The organism is Paraburkholderia piptadeniae (genome assembly GCF_900007165.1).
In the GTDB taxonomy this organism is placed as follows: Bacteria; Pseudomonadota; Gammaproteobacteria; order Burkholderiales; family Burkholderiaceae; genus Paraburkholderia; species Paraburkholderia piptadeniae.
The window spans coordinates 272-19,684 of the sequence record NZ_CYGY02000020.1 but is presented as its reverse complement, the minus strand read 5'-3'; the positions used below and the strand labels follow the sequence as shown (position 1 = coordinate 19,684).

At 63.3% G+C, this 19,413-nt stretch carries 16 protein-coding genes and 1 pseudogene; 12 read left to right on the top strand and 5 right to left on the bottom strand.

Annotated features, from left to right (window positions below):
- Positions 1–5: 5 nt before the first annotated feature.
- Positions 6–452, top strand: coding sequence for a dUTP diphosphatase (gene dut / locus BN2476_RS08935; protein ID WP_087733791.1), 447 nt, complete (start codon positions 6–8; stop codon positions 450–452).
- Between the two features lie 112 nt (positions 453–564).
- On the opposite strand, the gene clpA is transcribed toward dut, so the two are convergent.
- On the bottom strand, positions 565–2,865 hold the full coding sequence (gene clpA / locus BN2476_RS08930) for an ATP-dependent Clp protease ATP-binding subunit ClpA (protein WP_087733790.1): 2,301 nt from the start codon (positions 2,863–2,865) through the stop codon (positions 565–567).
- Positions 2,862–3,176: an ATP-dependent Clp protease adapter ClpS gene (gene clpS, locus BN2476_RS08925; protein ID WP_012399982.1), complete on the bottom strand. Its 315-nt coding sequence runs from the start codon at positions 3,174–3,176 to the stop codon at positions 2,862–2,864. Before clpS ends, clpA begins: the two co-directional genes overlap by 4 nt.
- 551 nt (positions 3,177–3,727) lie before the next feature.
- Here clpS and cspD point away from each other — a divergent pair.
- Positions 3,728–3,934, top strand: a complete 207-nt coding sequence (gene cspD, locus BN2476_RS08920) for a cold shock domain-containing protein CspD (RefSeq protein ID WP_017776809.1) — start codon at positions 3,728–3,730, stop codon at positions 3,932–3,934.
- A gap of 94 nt (positions 3,935–4,028) precedes the next feature.
- Here cspD and BN2476_RS08915 read toward each other — a convergent pair whose 3' ends face one another.
- The 3 genes from BN2476_RS08915 to icd all read right to left on the bottom strand — a co-directional run bounded on the left by BN2476_RS08915 (position 4,029) and on the right by icd (position 7,567).
- Complete coding sequence (locus tag BN2476_RS08915; RefSeq protein WP_087733789.1) at positions 4,029–5,648, bottom strand: multicopper oxidase family protein; 1,620 nt, start codon at positions 5,646–5,648, stop codon at positions 4,029–4,031.
- 140 nt (positions 5,649–5,788) lie between these two features.
- Positions 5,789–6,145, bottom strand: a complete 357-nt coding sequence (locus BN2476_RS08910) for a hypothetical protein (protein WP_087733788.1) — start codon at positions 6,143–6,145, stop codon at positions 5,789–5,791.
- Between the two features lie 165 nt (positions 6,146–6,310).
- Positions 6,311–7,567: an NADP-dependent isocitrate dehydrogenase gene (gene icd / locus BN2476_RS08905; protein WP_087733787.1), complete on the bottom strand. Its 1,257-nt coding sequence runs from the start codon at positions 7,565–7,567 to the stop codon at positions 6,311–6,313.
- Positions 7,568–7,963: 396 nt separating this feature from the next.
- Here icd and BN2476_RS08900 point away from each other — a divergent pair, with 396 nt between their 5' ends.
- The 10 genes and pseudogenes from BN2476_RS08900 (at position 7,964) to BN2476_RS08855 (ending at position 19,227) form a co-directional block, all read left to right on the top strand.
- Complete coding sequence (locus BN2476_RS08900; RefSeq protein WP_087733786.1) at positions 7,964–8,533, top strand: pseudouridine synthase; 570 nt, start codon at positions 7,964–7,966, stop codon at positions 8,531–8,533.
- 404 nt (positions 8,534–8,937) lie between these two features.
- Positions 8,938–9,138 carry a hypothetical protein gene (locus BN2476_RS48065; protein WP_087733785.1) on the top strand — a complete coding sequence of 67 codons (201 nt, stop codon included), beginning with the start codon at positions 8,938–8,940 and terminating at the stop codon, positions 9,136–9,138.
- Positions 9,139–9,282: 144 nt separating this feature from the next.
- Positions 9,283–9,798 carry a DUF192 domain-containing protein gene (locus BN2476_RS08890; RefSeq protein ID WP_087733784.1) on the top strand — a complete coding sequence of 172 codons (516 nt, stop codon included), beginning with the start codon at positions 9,283–9,285 and terminating at the stop codon, positions 9,796–9,798.
- A gap of 293 nt (positions 9,799–10,091) precedes the next feature.
- The gene (gene fusA, locus BN2476_RS08885) at positions 10,092–12,197 is read left to right on the top strand and encodes an elongation factor G (RefSeq protein ID WP_087733852.1); all 2,106 of its coding nucleotides are present in this window, start codon (positions 10,092–10,094) and stop codon (positions 12,195–12,197) included.
- Between the two features lie 204 nt (positions 12,198–12,401).
- On the top strand, positions 12,402–12,899 hold the full coding sequence (locus tag BN2476_RS08880) for a cupin domain-containing protein (protein ID WP_087733783.1): 498 nt from the start codon (positions 12,402–12,404) through the stop codon (positions 12,897–12,899).
- Between the two features lie 42 nt (positions 12,900–12,941).
- Positions 12,942–13,157, top strand: a pseudogene (locus BN2476_RS08875) (HoxN/HupN/NixA family nickel/cobalt transporter); the annotation flags it as partial.
- Between the two features lie 305 nt (positions 13,158–13,462).
- Entirely contained in the window at positions 13,463–15,142 is a 1,680-nt protein-coding gene (locus BN2476_RS08870; protein ID WP_087733851.1) for an ABC transporter substrate-binding protein, read from the top strand.
- Positions 15,143–15,176: 34 nt separating this feature from the next.
- Positions 15,177–16,187, top strand: a complete 1,011-nt coding sequence (locus BN2476_RS08865; RefSeq protein WP_087733782.1) for an ABC transporter permease — start codon at positions 15,177–15,179, stop codon at positions 16,185–16,187.
- Entirely contained in the window at positions 16,184–17,095 is a 912-nt protein-coding gene (locus BN2476_RS08860; RefSeq protein WP_087733781.1) for an ABC transporter permease, read from the top strand. Before BN2476_RS08865 ends, BN2476_RS08860 begins: the two co-directional genes overlap by 4 nt.
- Positions 17,092–19,227: an ABC transporter ATP-binding protein gene (locus BN2476_RS08855; RefSeq protein ID WP_087733780.1), complete on the top strand. Its 2,136-nt coding sequence runs from the start codon at positions 17,092–17,094 to the stop codon at positions 19,225–19,227. Before BN2476_RS08860 ends, BN2476_RS08855 begins: the two co-directional genes overlap by 4 nt.
- Positions 19,228–19,413 lie beyond the last annotated feature (186 nt).

Sequence of the window (19,413 nt, the reverse complement as noted above, 5' to 3'; positions counted from 1 at the left end):
ACTGCATGAAACTCGACCTGAAGATTCTCGATCCGCGCATGCGCGAACAACTCCCCGCCTACGCGACGACGGGCAGCGCGGGCCTCGACCTGCGCGCCTGCCTCGAAGCGCCGCTGAAGCTCGAACCCGGACAAACGGCGCTCGTGCCGACGGGCCTCGCGATCCATGTCGGAGACCCCGGCTACGCGGCGCTGATCCTGCCGCGCTCGGGCCTCGGCCACAAACACGGGATCGTGCTCGGCAACCTGGTCGGCCTGATCGACTCGGACTATCAGGGCCAGTTGATGATCTCGACGTGGAACCGCGGCACGACCACCTTCACGCTGAATCCGATGGAGCGTCTCGCGCAGCTCGTGATCGTCCCGGTCGTGCAAGCCGAGTTCAATATCGTCGACGAGTTCGACACGAGCGAGCGCGGTGAAGGCGGTTTCGGCAGCACCGGCAAGCACTGAGGCATTGCCTGCTTTCAATTTGAAGCGTTTGACGTGCAGCAAATAAAAACGGCGTGGGTCGTAAAACCCACGCCGTTTTGTTTCTGCTTCAGATCTGCGGAGCGACTGACGCTCAGTCCACTTCCACCGCTTCCGGATTCGGATTGCGCGGCGGCGCCGAGTTCTCGTCGAACGTCAGCTGGACCTTGTCGTCCGCATCGACGTCGACCGTCACGCGGCCGCCGTTCATCAGCTTGCCGAACAACAGTTCGTCGGCGAGCGCGCGGCGGATCGTGTCCTGGATCAGACGCTGCATCGGACGCGCGCCCATCAGCGGATCGAAACCGTGCTTCGCGAGATGCTTGCGCAGCGCGTCGGTGAAGAGCGCGTCGACCTTCTTCTCGTGCAACTGGTCTTCGAGCTGCATCAGGAACTTGTCGACCACGCGCATGATGATTTCTTCATCGAGCGAGCGGAAGCTGATCGTTGCATCCAGACGGTTGCGGAACTCCGGCGTGAACATGCGCTTGATGTCGACCATTTCGTCGCCCGTCTCGCGGCGAGTGGTGAAACCGATCGACGACTTCTGCATCGACTCGGCGCCCGCATTCGTCGTCATGATGATGATGACGTTGCGGAAATCCGCCTTGCGTCCGTTGTTGTCCGTCAGCGTGCCGTGGTCCATCACTTGCAGCAGCACGTTGAAGATGTCCGGATGCGCCTTCTCGATTTCGTCGAGCAGCAGCACGCAATGCGGCTTCTTCGTCACGGCTTCCGTCAGCAGGCCGCCCTGGTCGAAACCGACGTATCCCGGCGGCGCGCCGATCAGACGACTCACCGCGTGACGTTCCATGTACTCCGACATGTCGAAGCGGATCAGCTCGATGCCCAGCGTGAACGCCAGTTGCCGCGCCACTTCCGTCTTGCCGACCCCCGTCGGGCCGGAGAACAGGAACGCGCCGATCGGCTTGTCGGTCTTGCCGAGACCCGCGCGCGCCATCTTGATCGACGCAGCGAGCGCGTCGATGGCGGGGTCCTGGCCGAACACGACGGCCTTCAGATCGCGATCGAGCGTCTGCAGCTTGCTGCGGTCGTCCTGCGACACGCTTTGCGCCGGCACGCGCGCGATCTTCGAGATGATTTCCTCGATCTCGCTCTTGCCAATCGTTTTCTTCTGCTTCGACTTCGGCAGGATGCGTTGCGCCGCGCCCGCTTCGTCGATCACGTCGATCGCCTTGTCGGGCAGATGACGATCCGTAATGAAGCGTGCCGACAGCTCAGCCGCCGCCGACAGCGCACCCGACGAATACTTGACGCCGTGGTGCTCTTCGAAGCGCGACTTCAGGCCGCGCAGGATCGCCACCGTCTGCTCGACGGTCGGCTCGGTCACGTCGATCTTCTGGAAACGACGCGACAACGCTGCGTCCTTTTCGAAGATGCCGCGGAATTCGGTGAACGTCGTCGCGCCGATGCACTTGAGCGTGCCCGACGACAGCGCCGGCTTCAGCAGGTTCGATGCGTCCAGCGTGCCGCCCGATGCGGCGCCCGCGCCGATCAGCGTATGAATTTCGTCGATGAACAGAATTGCGTTCGGACGCTCCTTCAATTCCTTCAGGACCGTCTTCAGGCGCTGTTCGAAGTCGCCGCGATATTTGGTGCCCGCGAGCAACGCGCCCATGTCGAGCGAGTAGACCTGCGCGTCCACCAGAATGTCCGGCACTTCGCCGCGCGTGATGCGCCAGGCGAGGCCTTCGGCGATCGCCGTCTTGCCGACGCCCGCCTCGCCGACCAGCAGCGGATTGTTCTTGCGGCGGCGGCACAGCACCTGCACGACGCGCTCGACTTCCGCCTCGCGTCCGATCAGCGGATCGATGCGGCCGTCCTTCGCCATCTGGTTCAGGTTCTGCGTGAACTGCGCGAGCGGCGTTTCCTTCTGCGCAGCGGCTTCGTCCGATTCGGCGCTCGCGTCGGTCGACTTCGCGGCTTCCGAGCTATTCGTCTTCGCGATGCCGTGCGAAATGAAGTTGACGACGTCCAGACGCGTGACACCCTGTTGCTGCAAGTAATAGACCGCGTGCGAGTCCTTCTCGCCGAAGATCGCGACGAGCACGTTCGCGCCCGTGACTTCCTTCTTGCCATTCGACGTGGACTGAACGTGCATGATCGCGCGCTGGATCACGCGCTGGAAACCCAGCGTCGGCTGAGTATCGACGTCGTCGGTGCCCGGAACGGTCGGCGTATTGTCGTGAATGAAGTTGCGCAGGTTCTGACGCAGGTCTTCGATGTTGGCCGCGCACGCGCGCAGCACTTCGGCCGCCGTCGGGTTGTCCAACAGCGCCAGCAAAAGATGTTCGACCGTAATGAACTCATGCCGCGCCTGGCGCGCTTCCATGAACGCCATGTGCAGGCTGACTTCCAGTTCCTGGGCAATCATGCTTCCTCCATCACACACTGCAGCGGATGCCCGGCCTGCCGTGCGTGGGTAACGACTTGCTCGACTTTGGTCGACGCGATGTCCCGCGTGTAGACCCCACAAACTCCCCTGCCCTCGCGATGGACCTTCAACATGATTTGTGTCGCGGTCTCACGATCCTTATTGAAATATTCCTGCACGATCATCACGACGAATTCCATCGGCGTGAAATCGTCATTCAACAGCACCACCTTGAACATGGCAGGCGGTTTCAGCTTTTGTTCCTGCCGCTCCAGTACGGTGTTGTCCTGCTTGTCCGGGATAATCGCCATACACCCATTCTAAACAACTCGGACAGGCCCGCAATCCTGTCAAAACCCGACCAGCTGGTCGGACATCAGTTCCCTCCGGCCCGTTGGAGCGGCCTCTCGTGGGTGCGCTTTGCGCCGGGCCGATTGCGGTCGCGGCCCTCCGAAATATTCGATGTACATCTGTGTTGCAGCGTAATGACTTCGGTCGGATTGAGTATCGCACAACCCGGGCCAGCGGGCTGACGGCGCGTCCGTTCAACGCCGGCCTCTTCCCCGCAGAACAGCATGTGCGTTGATTATGCGACTTTTCAAGATGCGACGCTTGCGCGACAGCACACATGCAAAGCGGTAAAAACCCTGGAAATTGGTTCTTTACAACGGAGAATTGAGCGTCTCAAAATTTTCTTGACACTCGAATAAAGAGACTCAACAATCAAGCTGGCACTTTTTTCAATAAGTGGTCTATACGAAAAAATGCCGTTGGTGAGCTTGTGAGGAGGGGCGACTGCATCCCGCGGTCGTTGAGCTTTTCGAGGGCTCGTGGCAGCTTTTGAGTTACAGGGGAAGTTGGTATGGCAACTGGTACGGTCAAGTGGTTCAACGACGCGAAGGGTTTCGGATTCATTACGCCCGACGAAGGCGGAGAAGATCTGTTTGCACACTTTTCGGCTATCCAGATGAACGGTTTCAAGACCCTCAAGGAAGGCCAGAAGGTCAGCTTCGAGGTCGTTCAAGGCCCGAAGGGCAAGCAGGCATCGAACATTCAGGCCGCAGCCTGATACGTTCGATACGGCACCCTTGAAAACCCGGCGTCACGCCGGGTTTTTTCGTTTCTGGCGCACGTCGCGCCGCTATCGGTATCTACGGCCGCAATCAGACGACCTTGAGGGTCGCCATCATGCCGAGATCCTCGTGTTCCAGAATGTGGCAGTGGAACATCCGCTCGCCCGCGTCGCGCTGGACCGTCGCGATGCGCACCGTCTCTCCCCGCTGCACGTTGACGGTATCCCGCCATGCGAGATACGGCTCGGGCGTTTTCGCACTTCCCTGCTCGCGCTCGATCACCTGGAACTGCGTGCCGTGCAGATGAAACGGATGATCCATGTCAGTGCGGTTTTCGATCGACCAGATTTCGACTTCGCCCGCCCGGCTGGTTAGCGCGATGCGCGATGGATCGAAAGTCGCGCCGTTGATCATGAACTTCATGCCGGGCGGCAGCGCGGACATCATCGCGCCCCGACGGTGCATCGCCTTCATGTCCATCGCTTCGTCGAAGACGACGGATTTGCGCGGCACCTTGTCGGCTGCCGTGCCACCCGACGACAACAGCGGCGCAATGGGACGCAGCGTCGGCGGCACGGCGCGCGCCGCCGTCGGGCCCGGCTCGAAGCGGACATCGGCGAGCACTTTCGCCGGATCAGCGGGCAGGCTGCGGCCTTCCGTCATCGTCATCTTGCGGCGGTCATAGACTGCAGCGGTGAGAACCGCCGTCGACGGCTGCGCACCTGCGCGCACGACAATCTCCGCGCGCTCGCCGGGCGCGAGCAGCAGCTCCGTCAGACCGTCGCGCGGCTTGTCGAGCAAACCGCCGTCCGTGCCGACCTGCGTGAAAATCTGTTCGTTGCCGAGCGACAATCTCAGATAGCGGGCACTGCACCCGTTCCACAAACGCCAGCGCTCGTCTTGCGCAACGGTGAGACGCGGACGGCGCGCGCCGTTCACCAGGACGAACTGGCCTTCGCGGCCGTTCATCCAGTCCATCATGTCGTTCGGCGCGATGGACGCGTCGCTCGCGAGCTTCAGGTCCGAGAAGAACAGATGCCGTTCCGGATAGGCGGCGAGCGGATCGTCGGCCGCGCGCACGATGATCGGCCCAGCCAGCCCGCGAAACACCTGCTCCGCCGTCAACATGTGCGGATGCGGGTGATACCAGTACGTGCCCGCGCTGCCGCGTGGCAGCGTGAAGCGATAGACGTGCGTGGCGCCCGGCGCGACGGGGTTCGTCGGATTGCCGTCCTGGTCGGGCGGCACGGGCAGCCCGTGCCAGTGGATCGTCGACGGCTGCGGCAATTGGTTGACGAAACGGATTTCGACGGTGTCGCCTTCGCGCACGTCGATCAGCGGACCGACGATCGAGCCTTGCGCGGCATCGCCGTAGAGCCACAGCGCGGTGGAATGGCCCGGCATCAACTGGCGGCGCACGGGCTGCGCGACGAGCGTCGCGCGAAAGACGCCCGGCTTGCTGCTCTCGTTCGCGAGCTTGCGGAATGCGGCAAGTGGCGCGCCCGCGGGCAGCGCCGTTTCGGGAGCGAGCTTCCCAGCGGACGGAGCGGCGTGCGAGTGCGCCGCATGATCCGGCGACATGCCGGGCATGTCTTTCATATCGTCCATGCCGGACATGCCGTGCATCGAGTGCTGTGCGAAGACATCGCGCGCGAAGAGTGAAGCAACGGCGGCGCTCAACGTGCGGACGAGAAATTCCCTGCGAATCATGGATCGTTTCCTTGCTGATGCGGCGCGGCAATCAGATTTGCTCGCTGCGCGCATGGATCGTGTGACGACTTGCGAGCGCGCGCGCTCACGCATCGAACTACGTTTTGAGCGCCCCTAAAAAGCGCGACGACACGAAACGGTCACACGATCGGCGGCCGCACGGGCGGCGCACGCGTGACACTGGTGCGCGCCGGGTCACTGCGAGGAACCGGCACGTCGGCCGACGACATGCGCGCGGGAACACCCGCAGTCGACAGCATCGCGCAGTGCACGCCGCACATCGACATGCAGCAGAGCGAGTGCGCGTGGCGGCAAGGCGAGCCGGCATCGCGCGTGTCCATCGAAGCATCGCAATGCGTTGCAACGACGCGCATCGACTCGTGCGAGCGCATCGCACGAGTCGACGTCGACACATGCTCATGCTCGCACGCCGACGCGCCCTGCATGCCGAGCAAGGCGAGCGTCAACACGATGAGGATGCGCGAAAGCAGAGTCATGCGTATCTATCGACGGGTACGGGAATGCGATGTCCGATGACAAAGCGGATCACGGGATCATAACGCAGTGCGGTCGATGCGTTGATGACGCAAGCCCAAACGAAAAACCCCGACAAGCATGAGCTTGCCGGGGTCCGTGCAGGATACCGAAACGTCAGGACGCGATCACATATGCTCGATCATCACCTGCCCGAAACCCGAGCAGGAAACTTGCGTCGCGCCTTCCATCAGACGGGCGAAGTCATACGTGACGCGCTTCGACAAAATGGACTTTTCCATCGACGAGATGATGACGTCGGCCGCTTCCGTCCAGCCCAGGTGGCGCAGCATCATTTCCGCCGACAGGATTTCCGAGCCCGGATTCACATAGTCCTTGCCCGCGTACTTCGGCGCCGTGCCGTGCGTCGCTTCGAACATCGCGACGGAATCGGACATGTTCGCGCCCGGCGCGATGCCGATGCCGCCGACCTGCGCTGCCAGCGCATCGGAGATGTAGTCGCCGTTCAGGTTCAGCGTGGCGATCACATCGTATTCGGCGGGACGCAGCAGGATCTGCTGCAGGAACGCATCGGCGATCACGTCCTTCACGACGATGTCGTTGCCCGTCTTCGGATTCTTCACCTTCATCCACGGGCCGCCTTCGATCAGCTCCGCGCCGAATTCCTTCTGCGCGAGCGCGTAGCCGTAGTCACGGAATGCGCCTTCCGTGTACTTCATGATGTTGCCCTTGTGGACCAGCGTGACCGTGCGGCGATCGTTGTCGATCGCGTACTGGATCGCCTTGCGCACCAGCCGTTCCGTGCCTTCGCGCGACACCGGCTTCACGCCGATGCCCGACGTATCCGGGAAGCGGATCTTCTTCACACCCATTTCTTCGCGCAGGAACTTGATGACCTTCTTCGCCTCGGGCGATTCGGCCGGCCATTCGATGCCCGCGTAGATGTCTTCCGAGTTCTCGCGGAAGATCACCATGTTGACCTTCTCCGGCTCGCGCAGCGGCGACGGCACGCCCTTGAAGTACTGTACGGGACGCAGGCACACGTACAGGTCGAGTTCCTGGCGCAGCGCGACGTTCAGCGAACGGATGCCGCCGCCGACGGGCGTCGTCAGCGGCCCCTTGATCGACACGACGTATTCCTTCAGCACCTCCAGCGTTTCGTCGGGAAGCCACACATCGGGACCGTAGACCTTGGTCGCCTTCTCGCCCGCGTAGATCTCCATCCAGTGGATCTTTCGCTTGCCGCCGTAGGCCTTTTCAACGGCCGCATCGACGACCTTGATCATCACGGGCGTGATGTCGAAGCCCGTGCCGTCGCCTTCGATGTAAGGAATGATCGGCTGGTCGGAAACGTTGAGCGAGAAATCCGCGTTGACTGTGATCTTGTCACCGTCAGTCGGAACCTTGATGTGCTGATACGCCATGATCGGACTCCAGTGATGGCTGGTCTGTGAGAACAGGTTGGAACTGCGAAACCGGGGCGCTCCTCTTGCGCGCGATGAGGCAAGATGCCGCTGCGAATGCCGATGCCCGATACTGCGAGCCAGGGCCCATGCAGCAGACAGGCAGGCGGGTATTCTAGCCCACGTCGGCGTGACGCCGCCCTCGGGTCGAGCACCGACGCGCGTCGCTGCGGCCTCGCTGGCGCGAGAAGAATCAAGCGTCCTATGTCTTATATAAGACACAAGACATAACGTTCCGTATTATGCATTAAGATCTCGCCATTTGCCACCGGATCTCCCCGTACTGGCCGTCGGCGCACGGCGATCGCATTGCTGCGGCCGCACGGACGCCGCGTCCGCACAGTGCTTCGCTCACGCATGACTTTGCTCGCTCTCAACAAGCCCTTCGGCACGATCTGCCAGTTCTCGCCGCACGAAACGCGCGCGTCGCTTTCCGATTGGGTGAAGGTGCCCGGCGTCTATCCCGCCGGCCGGCTCGACTCCGACAGCGAAGGCCTGCTGCTGCTCACCGACGATGGCGCATTGCAAGCTCGCATCGCCGAGCCGCGCCACAAGCTGGTGAAGCGCTATTGGGCGCAAGTCGAAGGCGCGCCCGGTGCGAGCGATCTGAAGGCGCTCGCGCGCGGCGTCGATCTCGGCGACTATGTGACGCGCCCCTGCCGCGTGGATTTCGTCGAGCCCGACGATGCGCTATGGGCCCGCACGCCGCCTATCCGCTATCGCGCAGCGATTCCCACGACGTGGATCGAACTGTCGATCACCGAAGGCAAGAACCGTCAGGTGCGCCGCATGACGGCAGCCGTCGGTTTTCCGACGCTGCGTCTCGTGCGCGTCGGTGTCGGCGCGCTCGATATCTTTTCGCTCGGATTGCAGCCCGGCGAGAGCATCGAGTTGCCATCGCGCGCACCATGGGATGGCCTCGCGTAGCAATCGCCGTACCTCGCAAAAGCCTTGTCGGCAGAGCACTAAGCCGTTGTATCGGCAAACATTTTCTGTTCTTTTCGCTATTTGAAAAGCGTGCGATAAAGCCTCAAGAAAGCACTCGAAAGTCCGCGCGGCGTACTCAAAAAAATTCCAGAAGATTTTCGTCAACCGTGCCGCAACTTCACGCGTTATTCGACGCAGATGCCGCTGAAGCTGTCCGGCATTGAGCCTCAAGAGCCTTGATACAAGCCGCTTCGACGACCTGTATGGGGTGTCCGAACGCTAGCAGCCGCTGAGAAAAATTTCTTCGATGCGGATGTCAACCGAAAGGTGGACGGCACGTTTAACGACATGACTCAACCTAACCGGGTCATTTGGTTAATTAACTAAAGTCGAGGATTCACAAAATGAACAAACTGATCGCCGCTCTGGTCGCTGGCCTCTTCGCAACGGCAGCATTCGCACAAGCTTCGGCACCGGAAGCAGCTTCGGCAGCTCCGGCAGCAGCAGCTTCGTCGGCTCACAAGTCGTCGCACAAGAAGGCATCGCACAAGAAGTCGCACAAGAAGGCAGCTCCGGCAGCAGCAGCTTCGGCAGCTTCGGAATAAGCTTGTTGCAATAACGCAGTCAAGAATTAGCTTCATTGCCGTTCTTACGGCGTTGAAAGGCAGATGGCCGCAAGGCTCTCTGCCTTTTTGTTTTTGACGCGCTCGCGTAACATTCGCGGTTCATATTCAGCAAGGAGTCACGTCGTGCGATTTTCTTTGCGCTCGTTGATGGCGCGCTTCGCAATTGCAGTTGCACTGCCTGTCGCCGCATTGTCCGTTGTGTCGCTGGCAACGCTGTCCTCTCAGGACGCCCTTGCACAGCAGATGCCTCAGGGCGCTAAACAGCCGGGCGATTTTCCGCGCGCGAAACTCTCGGCAGGCATGTTCGTCATCGACGCCGCCGTTGCCGCGAACGATGCAGACCGCGAGCAGGGCCTCATGTACCGTACGCAACTCGCGCCGAACGAAGGCATGCTCTTCGTGTTCGGCGAGAACGCCGTGCATTGCTTCTGGATGAAGAACACGTTGATTCCGCTGTCGATCGCATTCATGCGCGCCGACGGCACGATCACCGACATCGACGAGATGCAGGCCGAAACCACTAACAACCATTGCCCGAAAAACAATGGCGTGTATGCGCTCGAGATGAGCAAGGGCTGGTTCACGTCGAAGGGCATCAAGCCCGGAATGAAGATTCAGGGGCTGCCGGCGCCGCAATAGCCGCAATAGCCGCGATAAGCACGCGCACCGCGCAAGCCGGAAACCGCCGATGGCCGGAACGAACACAAGCCGGCGCAGCCTCAAGGCTCGCCGGCTTTTTTGCGCCCGCTGCACCGCAACGCAAAGCAGGTGCGGCATCGCGCGCGTGCTGGCAGGATTCCTGCAAAAGCCAGGGCGACACGCTATTCTTATAGTCTCACCCGCAGCACCGAGAGAGATCGTCCGGGCCGCGCAGCAGATGTCAGCGGAAAGCCCGGCGCCATTTACCGGCGCGCCAACTCATGGAGGTTCACGTGCCCCGCAAGACTCCTATCGAGCGATACCGGAACATCGGTATCAGTGCTCACATCGATGCCGGCAAGACCACCACCACCGAACGCATTCTTTTCTACACCGGCGTGACTCACAAGATCGGCGAGGTTCACGACGGTGCGGCGACGATGGACTGGATGGAACAGGAGCAGGAGCGCGGCATCACGATCACGTCGGCGGCCACGACGGCGTTCTGGAAAGGCATGGCCGGCAATTATCCGGAGCACCGGATCAACATCATCGACACGCCGGGACACGTCGACTTCACGATCGAAGTCGAACGCTCGATGCGTGTGCTCGACGGCGCGTGCATGGTGTACGACTCCGTCGGCGGCGTGCAGCCGCAGTCCGAAACCGTGTGGCGCCAGGCGAACAAGTACAAGGTGCCGCGCATCGCGTTCGTCAACAAGATGGACCGCGTCGGCGCCGACTTTTTCCGCGTGCAGCGGCAGATCGGCGAGCGCCTGAAGGGCGTGGCCGTGCCCATCCAGATTCCGATCGGCGCGGAAGACCACTTCCAGGGCGTCGTCGATCTCGTGAAGATGAAAGCGATCGTCTGGGACGACGAGAGCCAGGGCATCAAGTTCACCTACGAAGAGATTCCCGACAACTTGAAGGACCTCGCGCACGAGTGGCGCGAAAAGATGGTCGAGGCAGCGGCCGAATCGAGCGAGGCGCTGCTCGAAAAGTACCTGACCGATCACGAGAGCCTGACGGAAGACGAGATCAAGACGGGGCTGCGCAAACGCACGATCGCCAACGAAATCGTGCCGATGCTGTGCGGCAGCGCGTTCAAGAACAAGGGCGTGCAGGCGATGCTCGACGCCGTGATCGACTATCTGCCGTCACCCGTCGACGTGCCCGCGATCCTCGGCCACACCGAGGACGACAAGGAAGCGGAGCGTCATCCGAGCGATGAGGAGCCGTTCTCGGCGCTCGCGTTCAAGATCATGACGGACCCGTTCGTCGGTCAGTTGATCTTCTTCCGCGTGTACTCGGGCGTGGTCGAATCGGGCGACACCGTCTACAACCCGGTAAAGGAAAAGAAGGAGCGTCTCGGCCGGATTCTTCAGATGCACGCGAACGAGCGCAAGGAAATCAAGGAAGTGCGCGCGGGCGACATCGCGGCCGCTGTCGGCCTGAAGGAAGCGACCACAGGCGACACGCTGTGCGACCCGAACAACATCATCATCCTTGAGCGGATGATCTTCCCCGACCCGGTGATCTCGCAGGCCGTCGAGCCGAAGACCAAGGCCGACCAGGAGAAGATGGGCATCGCGCTCAACCGGCTCGCGCAGGAAGACCCGTCGTTCCGCGTCACCACCGACGAGGAATCCGGCCAGACCATCATTTCCGGCATGGGCGAGCTGCACCTGGAAATTCTCGTCGACCGGATGAAGCGCGAGTTCGGCGTCGAGGCGACGGTCGGCAAGCCGCAGGTCGCGTATCGCGAAACGGTGCGCACGAAGATCGAGAACGTCGAAGGCAAGTTCGTCAAGCAGTCGGGCGGACGCGGCCAGTACGGTCACGCGGTGATCACGCTCGAACCCGATCCGGGCAAGGGCTACGAGTTCGTCGACGCGATCAAGGGCGGCGTGATTCCGCGCGAATTCATTCCGGCCGTCGACAAGGGCATCCAGGAGACGCTGAAGGCGGGCGTGCTCGCGGGCTATCCCGTCGTCGACGTGAAGGTGACGCTGACCTTCGGCTCGTACCACGACGTCGACTCGAACGAAAACGCGTTCCGCATGGCCGGCTCGATGGCGTTCAAGGAAGGCATGCGCCGCGCGAAGCCGGCGCTGCTCGAGCCGATGATGGCCGTCGAAGTGGAAACGCCCGAGGACTTCATGGGCAACGTGATGGGCGACCTGTCGGGCCGCCGCGGCATCGTGCAGGGCATGGAGGACATTGCGGGCGGCGGCGGCAAGCTCGTGCGCGCCGAAGTGCCGCTTGCCGAGATGTTCGGCTACTCGACGTCGCTGCGCTCGCTGACGCAAGGCCGCGCGACCTACACGATGGAGTTCAAGCATTACGCCGAGACGCCGAACAACGTGTCGGAGGCGATTATCAATTCGAAGGGGAAGTAGGCGTTTTCCTCGTTGAGCATGAAAGCCCGTTCCGTTGGAACGGGCTTTTTTGTGTGCGCTCGCGTTCTGGCGCAGCTTCATACGCGAAGTTTTTGGCCGTGCCAGAATGACTCCACTCATATCGCAATCACATCGTTGTACGCATGGCGGCGAGCGCGAAAGGAAACACTCGCGCACTACGCCGCCCGAGCAAGGAGACGACACATGAGCGACGAACATCAGCAAGCGCCCCAGGCGCCGATCGACTGGCGCGAGCACGGCGTAAAGGTCATCAGGGGCGACCAGCTCGACACGAACACGCCGCAAACGCCCGGCATGAACCGGGCCGCCGCGATCAACGCGGCCCGCGTCGGCGCGCAGAAGCTGTGGGCGGGCACCGTGACGATTTATCCGAATGCGAAGACGGGCGCGCATCATCACGGCGCGCTCGAGAGCGTCATCTACGTCGTGCGCGGCCATGCGCGGATGCGCTGGGGCGAGCACCTGGAATTCACCGCGGAAGCCGGCCCCGGCGACTTCATCTTCGTGCCGCCGTACGTGCCGCATCAGGAGATCAACGCGAGCACCGACGATCCCCTCGAATGCGTGCTGGTGCGCAGCGACAACGAAGCCGTCGTCGTGAACCTGAATATCGATGCCGTCGAAAAGCCCGAGACCGTCTACTGGGTCGATCCGATTCACAAGCATCCGCACGATCACTGACGTCCTGCGCAACCTCAGTACAACGCCGGGCACGACGCCCGCATGACGCCGCCGTCTTCCCTGCGCCCTCGCCTCGTCACGCTGTACGCCGGACTGATCGGCGCAAACGTCGCCGCGTGGGCGTGGGCGCTGATCGCGTTTCGCCACTATCCGCTGCTGCTCGGCACAGCGCTACTCGCGTATGGCTTCGGACTGCGGCACGCGGTCGACGCGGACCACATCGCCGCCATCGATGCCGTCACGCGCAAGCTGATGCAGGAATGCATGCGCCTCATAAGCGCTCCATAAACACCGACTGAGCACGGCATATGCGTCGCCCGAACGCCGGATCGGCCGCCGCAACGGCGTCGAGCGGCCCGCAGACGCGCCGCGCCGTTGTGTGCGCGACACATGTTCATCGCCGATTCGTCTGAAGGGAACCCATCGCGGACACGAATGCTCCCAACACATAGGCAATCGCTTACACTGAACCCGCATCGTCGCCGCAGTACCGCTTGCGTCAACCCGCAGCGCCGCGCGCACAACGCGTGGCGTCCCAACAGAACGGATCGGACTATCCATCGATGAAGAATTCCGCGGACCCGCGTTTTGCGCCTGTTTCAGAAGCCGGTTTTGACGTCGAGGCGACACGCCGCAGCGCCGACGCCTACGGCAATCATGCGATCGACGAATGGCTGGCCGGCCGCCTCACGCGGCGCGAGCTGCTGCGATACGCGAGCGTGATCGGCATGTCGCTCGTGGGCGGCGGCCTGCTCGCGCCGCGCAGCGCCCGCGCGCAAGGCGCGGCGAACGGAACGATCCGCGTCGCGCACCTGACGCCCGCGGGCGCCGTCGATCCGATGACCGTCACCGATGCCGCCAGCCTCTGCCTGCTGAATCAGACGGGCGAATTCCTGATCGACGACGACGGCGAAAAGCAGGTGCTCAAGCCCGCGCTCGCGTTGTCGTGGAAGCCGAACGACAAGGGCGACGTGTGGACCTTCAAGCTGCGCGAGAACGTCAAGTTCCACGACGGCCAGCCGTTCACCGCGAAGGACGTCACCGCGACCTTCGACCGTCTCGCCGATCCCGCCGCCGGTTCGGCCGCGCTGTCGGTGCTGAAGGGCGTGCTGTCGAAAGGCGGGACGAAGGTCGTCGACGATCACACCGTCGCGTTCCATCTCGACGCGCCCAACGGCAATTTCCCGTACTACGTTTCGTCGGACAACTACAACGCGGTGATCCTGCCCGCGAGCTATACGGGCGGATACGAGAAGAGCTTCATCGGCACGGGCCCGTTCAAGCTCGAGAAGTATCAGGCGAAAGTGGGCGCGACGTTCGTGCGCAATCCCGACTACTGGGGTGAAAAAGCGTTGCCGCAGCGCGTGCAGTTCACGTTCTACGCGGACCAGCAGGCACAGGTACTCGCGCTGCAAGGCCATCAGGCGGACGTGATGGGCACGTTCACCGTGCAGGGCGGCCAGGGCCTGATGAACAATCCCGAGTTCAAGGTGATCGGCGTGAAGTCGAGCGCGCACCGGCAGATTCACATGCGCGTCGACAGCCCGCAGTTCAAGGACAAGCGCGTGCGCCAGGCGCTCGCGCTGTCGCTCGATCGCAATGTGATCGTCAAGGGCCTCTTCAAGGGCCGCGCGCAGGTCGGCAACGACAGCCCGTTCGCGCCTGCGTTTCCGTCGTCGGATGCGGGGGTGCCGCAGCGCAAGATCGACGTCGCCAAGGCGAAGCAGCTGCTTGCGCAGGCGGGCGTGCCGAACGGTTTCGACGTGACGCTCACGACCGAGAAGTTCATGGAGATTCCCGACCTCGCCGTCGTCGTGCAGAACTACGCGAAGGCCATCGGCATACGCATCAACCTGAAGGTCGAGGGCCAGTCGCAGTACTACGGCTCGGGCACGCCGGGCAAGTCGGACTGGCTCGACTCGCCGTTGGGCATCACCGATTACGGCAGCCGCGGCGTGCCGAACGTGTTCCTCAACGCGCCGCTGACGAGCACGGGCACCTGGAACGCCGCGCATTTCAAGAACCCGCAGTACGACAAGCTGGTCGCCGATTACGTCGCGGCACTCGATCTCGCGTCGCAAAAGAAAGTGTCCGGGCAGATCCAGAGATTGCTGCTCGACGAAACGCCCGTGATCTTTCCGTTCTTCTACGATCAGCTGATCGCCGCGCGCAAGCAGCTGAACGGCGTGCGCTTCACCGCGATCGCGCAGCTGTATTTCGATCGCGCGACGCTCGCGGCCTGACCCCGCGCGATATAGCAGCGAGCAAGAGATATCGATGTCGACCACGGCCTCCTCTTCCATCGCTCGCAGCACGGGCGGCAGTACGGCGCGTGTCGCGCGTTTTGTCGCGACGCGCGTCGGCTTGTCGCTGATCACGCTGTGGCTGCTGTCGATCATCGTGTTCGCGGGCGGGCAGTTGCTGCCCGGCGACATCGGCCGCGCGCTGCTCGGACCGCTCGCCGATGCGCGCGCCGTCGCTGCGCTCAATCATCAACTGGGCGCCGACCGGCCGCTTCTCACGCAGTACACGCAGTGGATCACGCACTTCGTACACGGCGACATGGGCATGTCGTACGCGTTTCGCGAGCCGGTTGCACCGTTCGTCGGCAACGCGCTGGAGAACTCCGCGAAGCTCGGCTTTCTCGCGTTCATCGTGGTCGTACCGCTCGGCATCGCGGGCGGCGTGTGGGCCGCGATGCACGCGGGACGCTGGCTCGACCGCACGATCAGCATCGCCGGCTTGTCGGCGACGGTCGTGCCGGAGTTCGTGTCTTCGATCGTGCTGATACTCGTGTTCGGCGTGTGGCTGCAATGGCTGCCCATCGAGGCATCGTATCCGGCCAATGCGGGCATGCTCACGCAACTGAAGTACCTGATCCTGCCCGTGCTGCCGCTCGTCTTCGTGTTCTTCGGCTATATCGCGCGGATGGCGCGCGCGGGCACGGTCGAGGCGCTCGACGCCGACTACACGCGCACCGCGATCCTCAAGGGGCTGCCGCCGCACATCGTGATCTGGCGGCACGTGCTGCGCAACGCGCTGCTGCCGACCATCACGGTGGCCGCGACGCAGCTCGGCTACATGATCGGCGGGCTCGTCGTCGTGGAGACGCTGTTTCACTATCAGGGCATCGGCTCGCTGATCTACAACGCGGCGAAGGCCAAGGACTTTCCGATGCTCGAAGCGGGCGTGCTGACGATCGGCGTCGTGTATACGGCCGTGAATCTCATCGCCGATGCGCTGTACGTGCTGCTCAATCCGCGCCTGCGCGTGAGGAGCGCCGAATGAGCACGACGCCCGCCTCTCCCGTCACGCCACCACAAACGCCACCGCAAACGCCGCTGCAAGCACCGACGCCGCGTTCGCGCGAGCGCCGCTACGACACGCTGCGCGTGTTGCTGCACTCGCCGACGTTCATCGTCGGCGCCGTCATCGTGCTGTGGTGGATCGTGTGCGCGATTGCAGGCCCGTGGATCGTGCCGCTCGATCCGTATGCATCCGATCCGCTGAACTCGCTCACGCCGCCCGCGCAGGGACACTGGTTCGGCACCGATCAGCTCGGCCGCGACGTGCTCTCGCGCGTGATCGTCGGCGCGCGCGACATCCTGACGATCGCCCCGCTCGCGACGCTGCTCGGCACGCTCGCGGGCACCGCGCTCGGGCTCGTGGTCGGCTACTTCGACGGCTGGGTCGACAACGTGATCGGACGCGCAATCGACGCCGTGCTCGCGCTGCCGCTGGTGATCGTCGCGCTGCTCGCGCTGGCGGCCGTCGGCGCATCGAACGCGACGGTGATTCTCGTGATCGGCATCACGTTCGCGCCGATCACGTCACGCACGGTGCGCGCCGCCGTGTTCGCCGAACGGCATCTCGACTACGTGGCGGCCGCGCAGCTGCGCGGCGAGAACGCGCTCTACATCATGTTCGCGGAGATCCTGCCGAACGTGCTGCCGCCCATCATCGTCGAGGCGACGGTGCGCCTGGGCTACGCGATCTTCGCCGTCGCGACGCTGTCGTTTCTCGGCTTCGGCATCCAGCCGCCTTCCGCCGACTGGGGCCTCGCGCTCTCCGAGTCGTACACGCTGATGGCGGGCGGCGCGTGGTGGACAGTCGTGTTCGACGCGGCGGCCATCGCTTCGCTCGTGGTCGGCGTGAACCTGATCGCGGATGCCGTGCAAGGAGCCGTCGACGGATGAACGGGCCGCCTCCCTCACCTCCCGCCTCGTTTCCCGCGTTCGACGTGTCGAAGAGCGAACAGTCGGATGCGCTCACGATCGTCGGCCTCACCGTCACTTACCGCACGCTCGGACGCGAGCGCGAAGTGCTGCAGGACGTGTCGTTTCGCATCAGGCGCGGCGAATCGTATGGGCTCGTCGGCGAATCGGGCTGCGGCAAGTCGACGGTCGCAATGGCGACGCTGCGCTATCTGCCGCGCAATGGCCGCGTGAAGGCGGGCCGCATTTCGATCGCGGGCAAGGAAGTGCATTCGCTCGACGCCGCCGCGCTGCGCGAGATGCGCGCGAACGCGATCTCGATGGTCTATCAGGACCCGTCGCGCGCGCTGAATCCTTCGCTGACTGTTGCGCGCCAGGTGTCGGAAGCGTTCGAAGCATCCGGTGCGACCTACGATCAAGCGCTCACGCGGACCGCGGAGATGCTGCGCAAGGTGCGCATCGCCGAGCCCGAGCGCGTGATGGAGAGTTATCCGCATCAGTTGTCGGGCGGCATGCAGCAGCGCGTCGTGATCGCCATGGCGCTCGCGTCGCAACCCGCGCTGCTGATTCTCGACGAACCGACGACTGGGCTCGACGCCACCGTCGAAGCCGAAGTGCTCGACCTCGTCGCGCAACTGCGCGAAGAGTTCGGCACGGCTGTGCTCTTCATCAGCCATAACCTCGCGGTGATCGGGCGGATGTGCGAACGCGTCGGCGTGCTGTACGCGGGCAAGCTCGTCGAAGAAGGCGCGACGCAGGACGTGTTTGCGCGGCCGCGTCATCCGTACACCGTGGGCCTGTTGCGCTGTCTGCCCACTTCGGGCCGCAGCAAGGACACCGACCGGCTCGATACGATCGCGGGCAGCCTGCCGCAGCCGGGCGCCGTCACGCAGGGCTGCATCTACGCGGAGCGCTGCCGTCTCGCCGATGACCGCTGCCGTCGCGAAGCACCGCCGCCCTATCGCGTGCGGTCGCAGCGCGGCGATCAGATGGCGCGCTGCCACTATCACGAACGCGCGATCGAACTGCCGCGCGTGACGGCCTTACATGCTTCCGACGACGCGCCCAACGATGTGTCCGATACCGCACGCAGCGCGCACGATCATTCGGCCGTTCTGCGCGCGGAAAACGTGTCGAAGACTTTTCACGTCCCGGGCGCGACACTGCGCGCCGTCGACGACGTGTCGCTCGAACTCGCGAAGGGCGAGACGCTCGGCCTCGTCGGCGAATCGGGCAGCGGCAAGACGACGCTCGCGAAACTGCTGCTAGGCCTGATCTCGCCCGATGCGGGCAGCGTCATCGAACTCGACGGCGCGCGCCTGCCGCCGCGCGTCACGAATCGCAACGACGATCAGGTGAAGTCGCTGCAAATCGTCTTCCAGAATCCGGACTCTGCGCTCAACCGCGCGCATTCCGTCAAGCGTCTGATCGGCCGCGCGCTGTCGCGCCTGTCCTCGCTGCACGGGCCGGCGCGCGACGAAAGGCTCGCGTCACTAACGCAAGCCGTGCGGCTGCCCGACCGCTATCTGACGTCGCGTACGCGGCAACTGTCGGGCGGATTGAAACAGCGCGTCGCGATTGCGCGCGCGTTTGCGGGCGATCCGCGCATCGTCGTGTGCGACGAGCCGACGTCCGCGCTCGACGTGTCCGTGCAGGCCGCGATCCTCAATCTGCTCGCCGATCTGCAGCGCGATCGCGGCGTGAGCTATGTGTTCATCTCGCACGATCTGCATGTCGTGCGCTATCTGTCCGATCGCATCGCGGTCCTGTACGTCGGCCGGCTGCTCGAGATCGGTCCCGCCGACGCCGTGTTCGGCGGTCCGCATCATCCTTATACGGAAGCGCTGCTGTCGTCCGTGCCCACGCTCGATGGGCACGCCGGCGAGCCGGACGAAACACGCAATAACGGTCGCACGCAGCGCATCCGCCTGTCGGGGGAATTGCCGAGTCCCGCTTCGCCGCCTTCGGGCTGCGTCTTTCACACGCGCTGTCCGCGCAAGCTCGGCGCGATCTGCGAACAGCAGGACCCACCCTTCACCGATGCCGGCGACGGGCATCGCATCCGCTGCCACATTCCAGTCGACGAGTTGCGCGTCCTTCAACGCGGCGACTGAAACGCCTGTTCGACCGCACTCATCGAACATCGCCGAAACCGCTCATCGACATCGCTGAAACGAAAAGCCGCGCGATTCGAGGCCTGCGTTTCATGTCCGAAACGTTTTTCGTTCGTTCCGATGCGCGCGCAATCGATCTGTCATATCGGTGCCATACGCAGCGGGCGTGCGCGCGCAATGGCATGT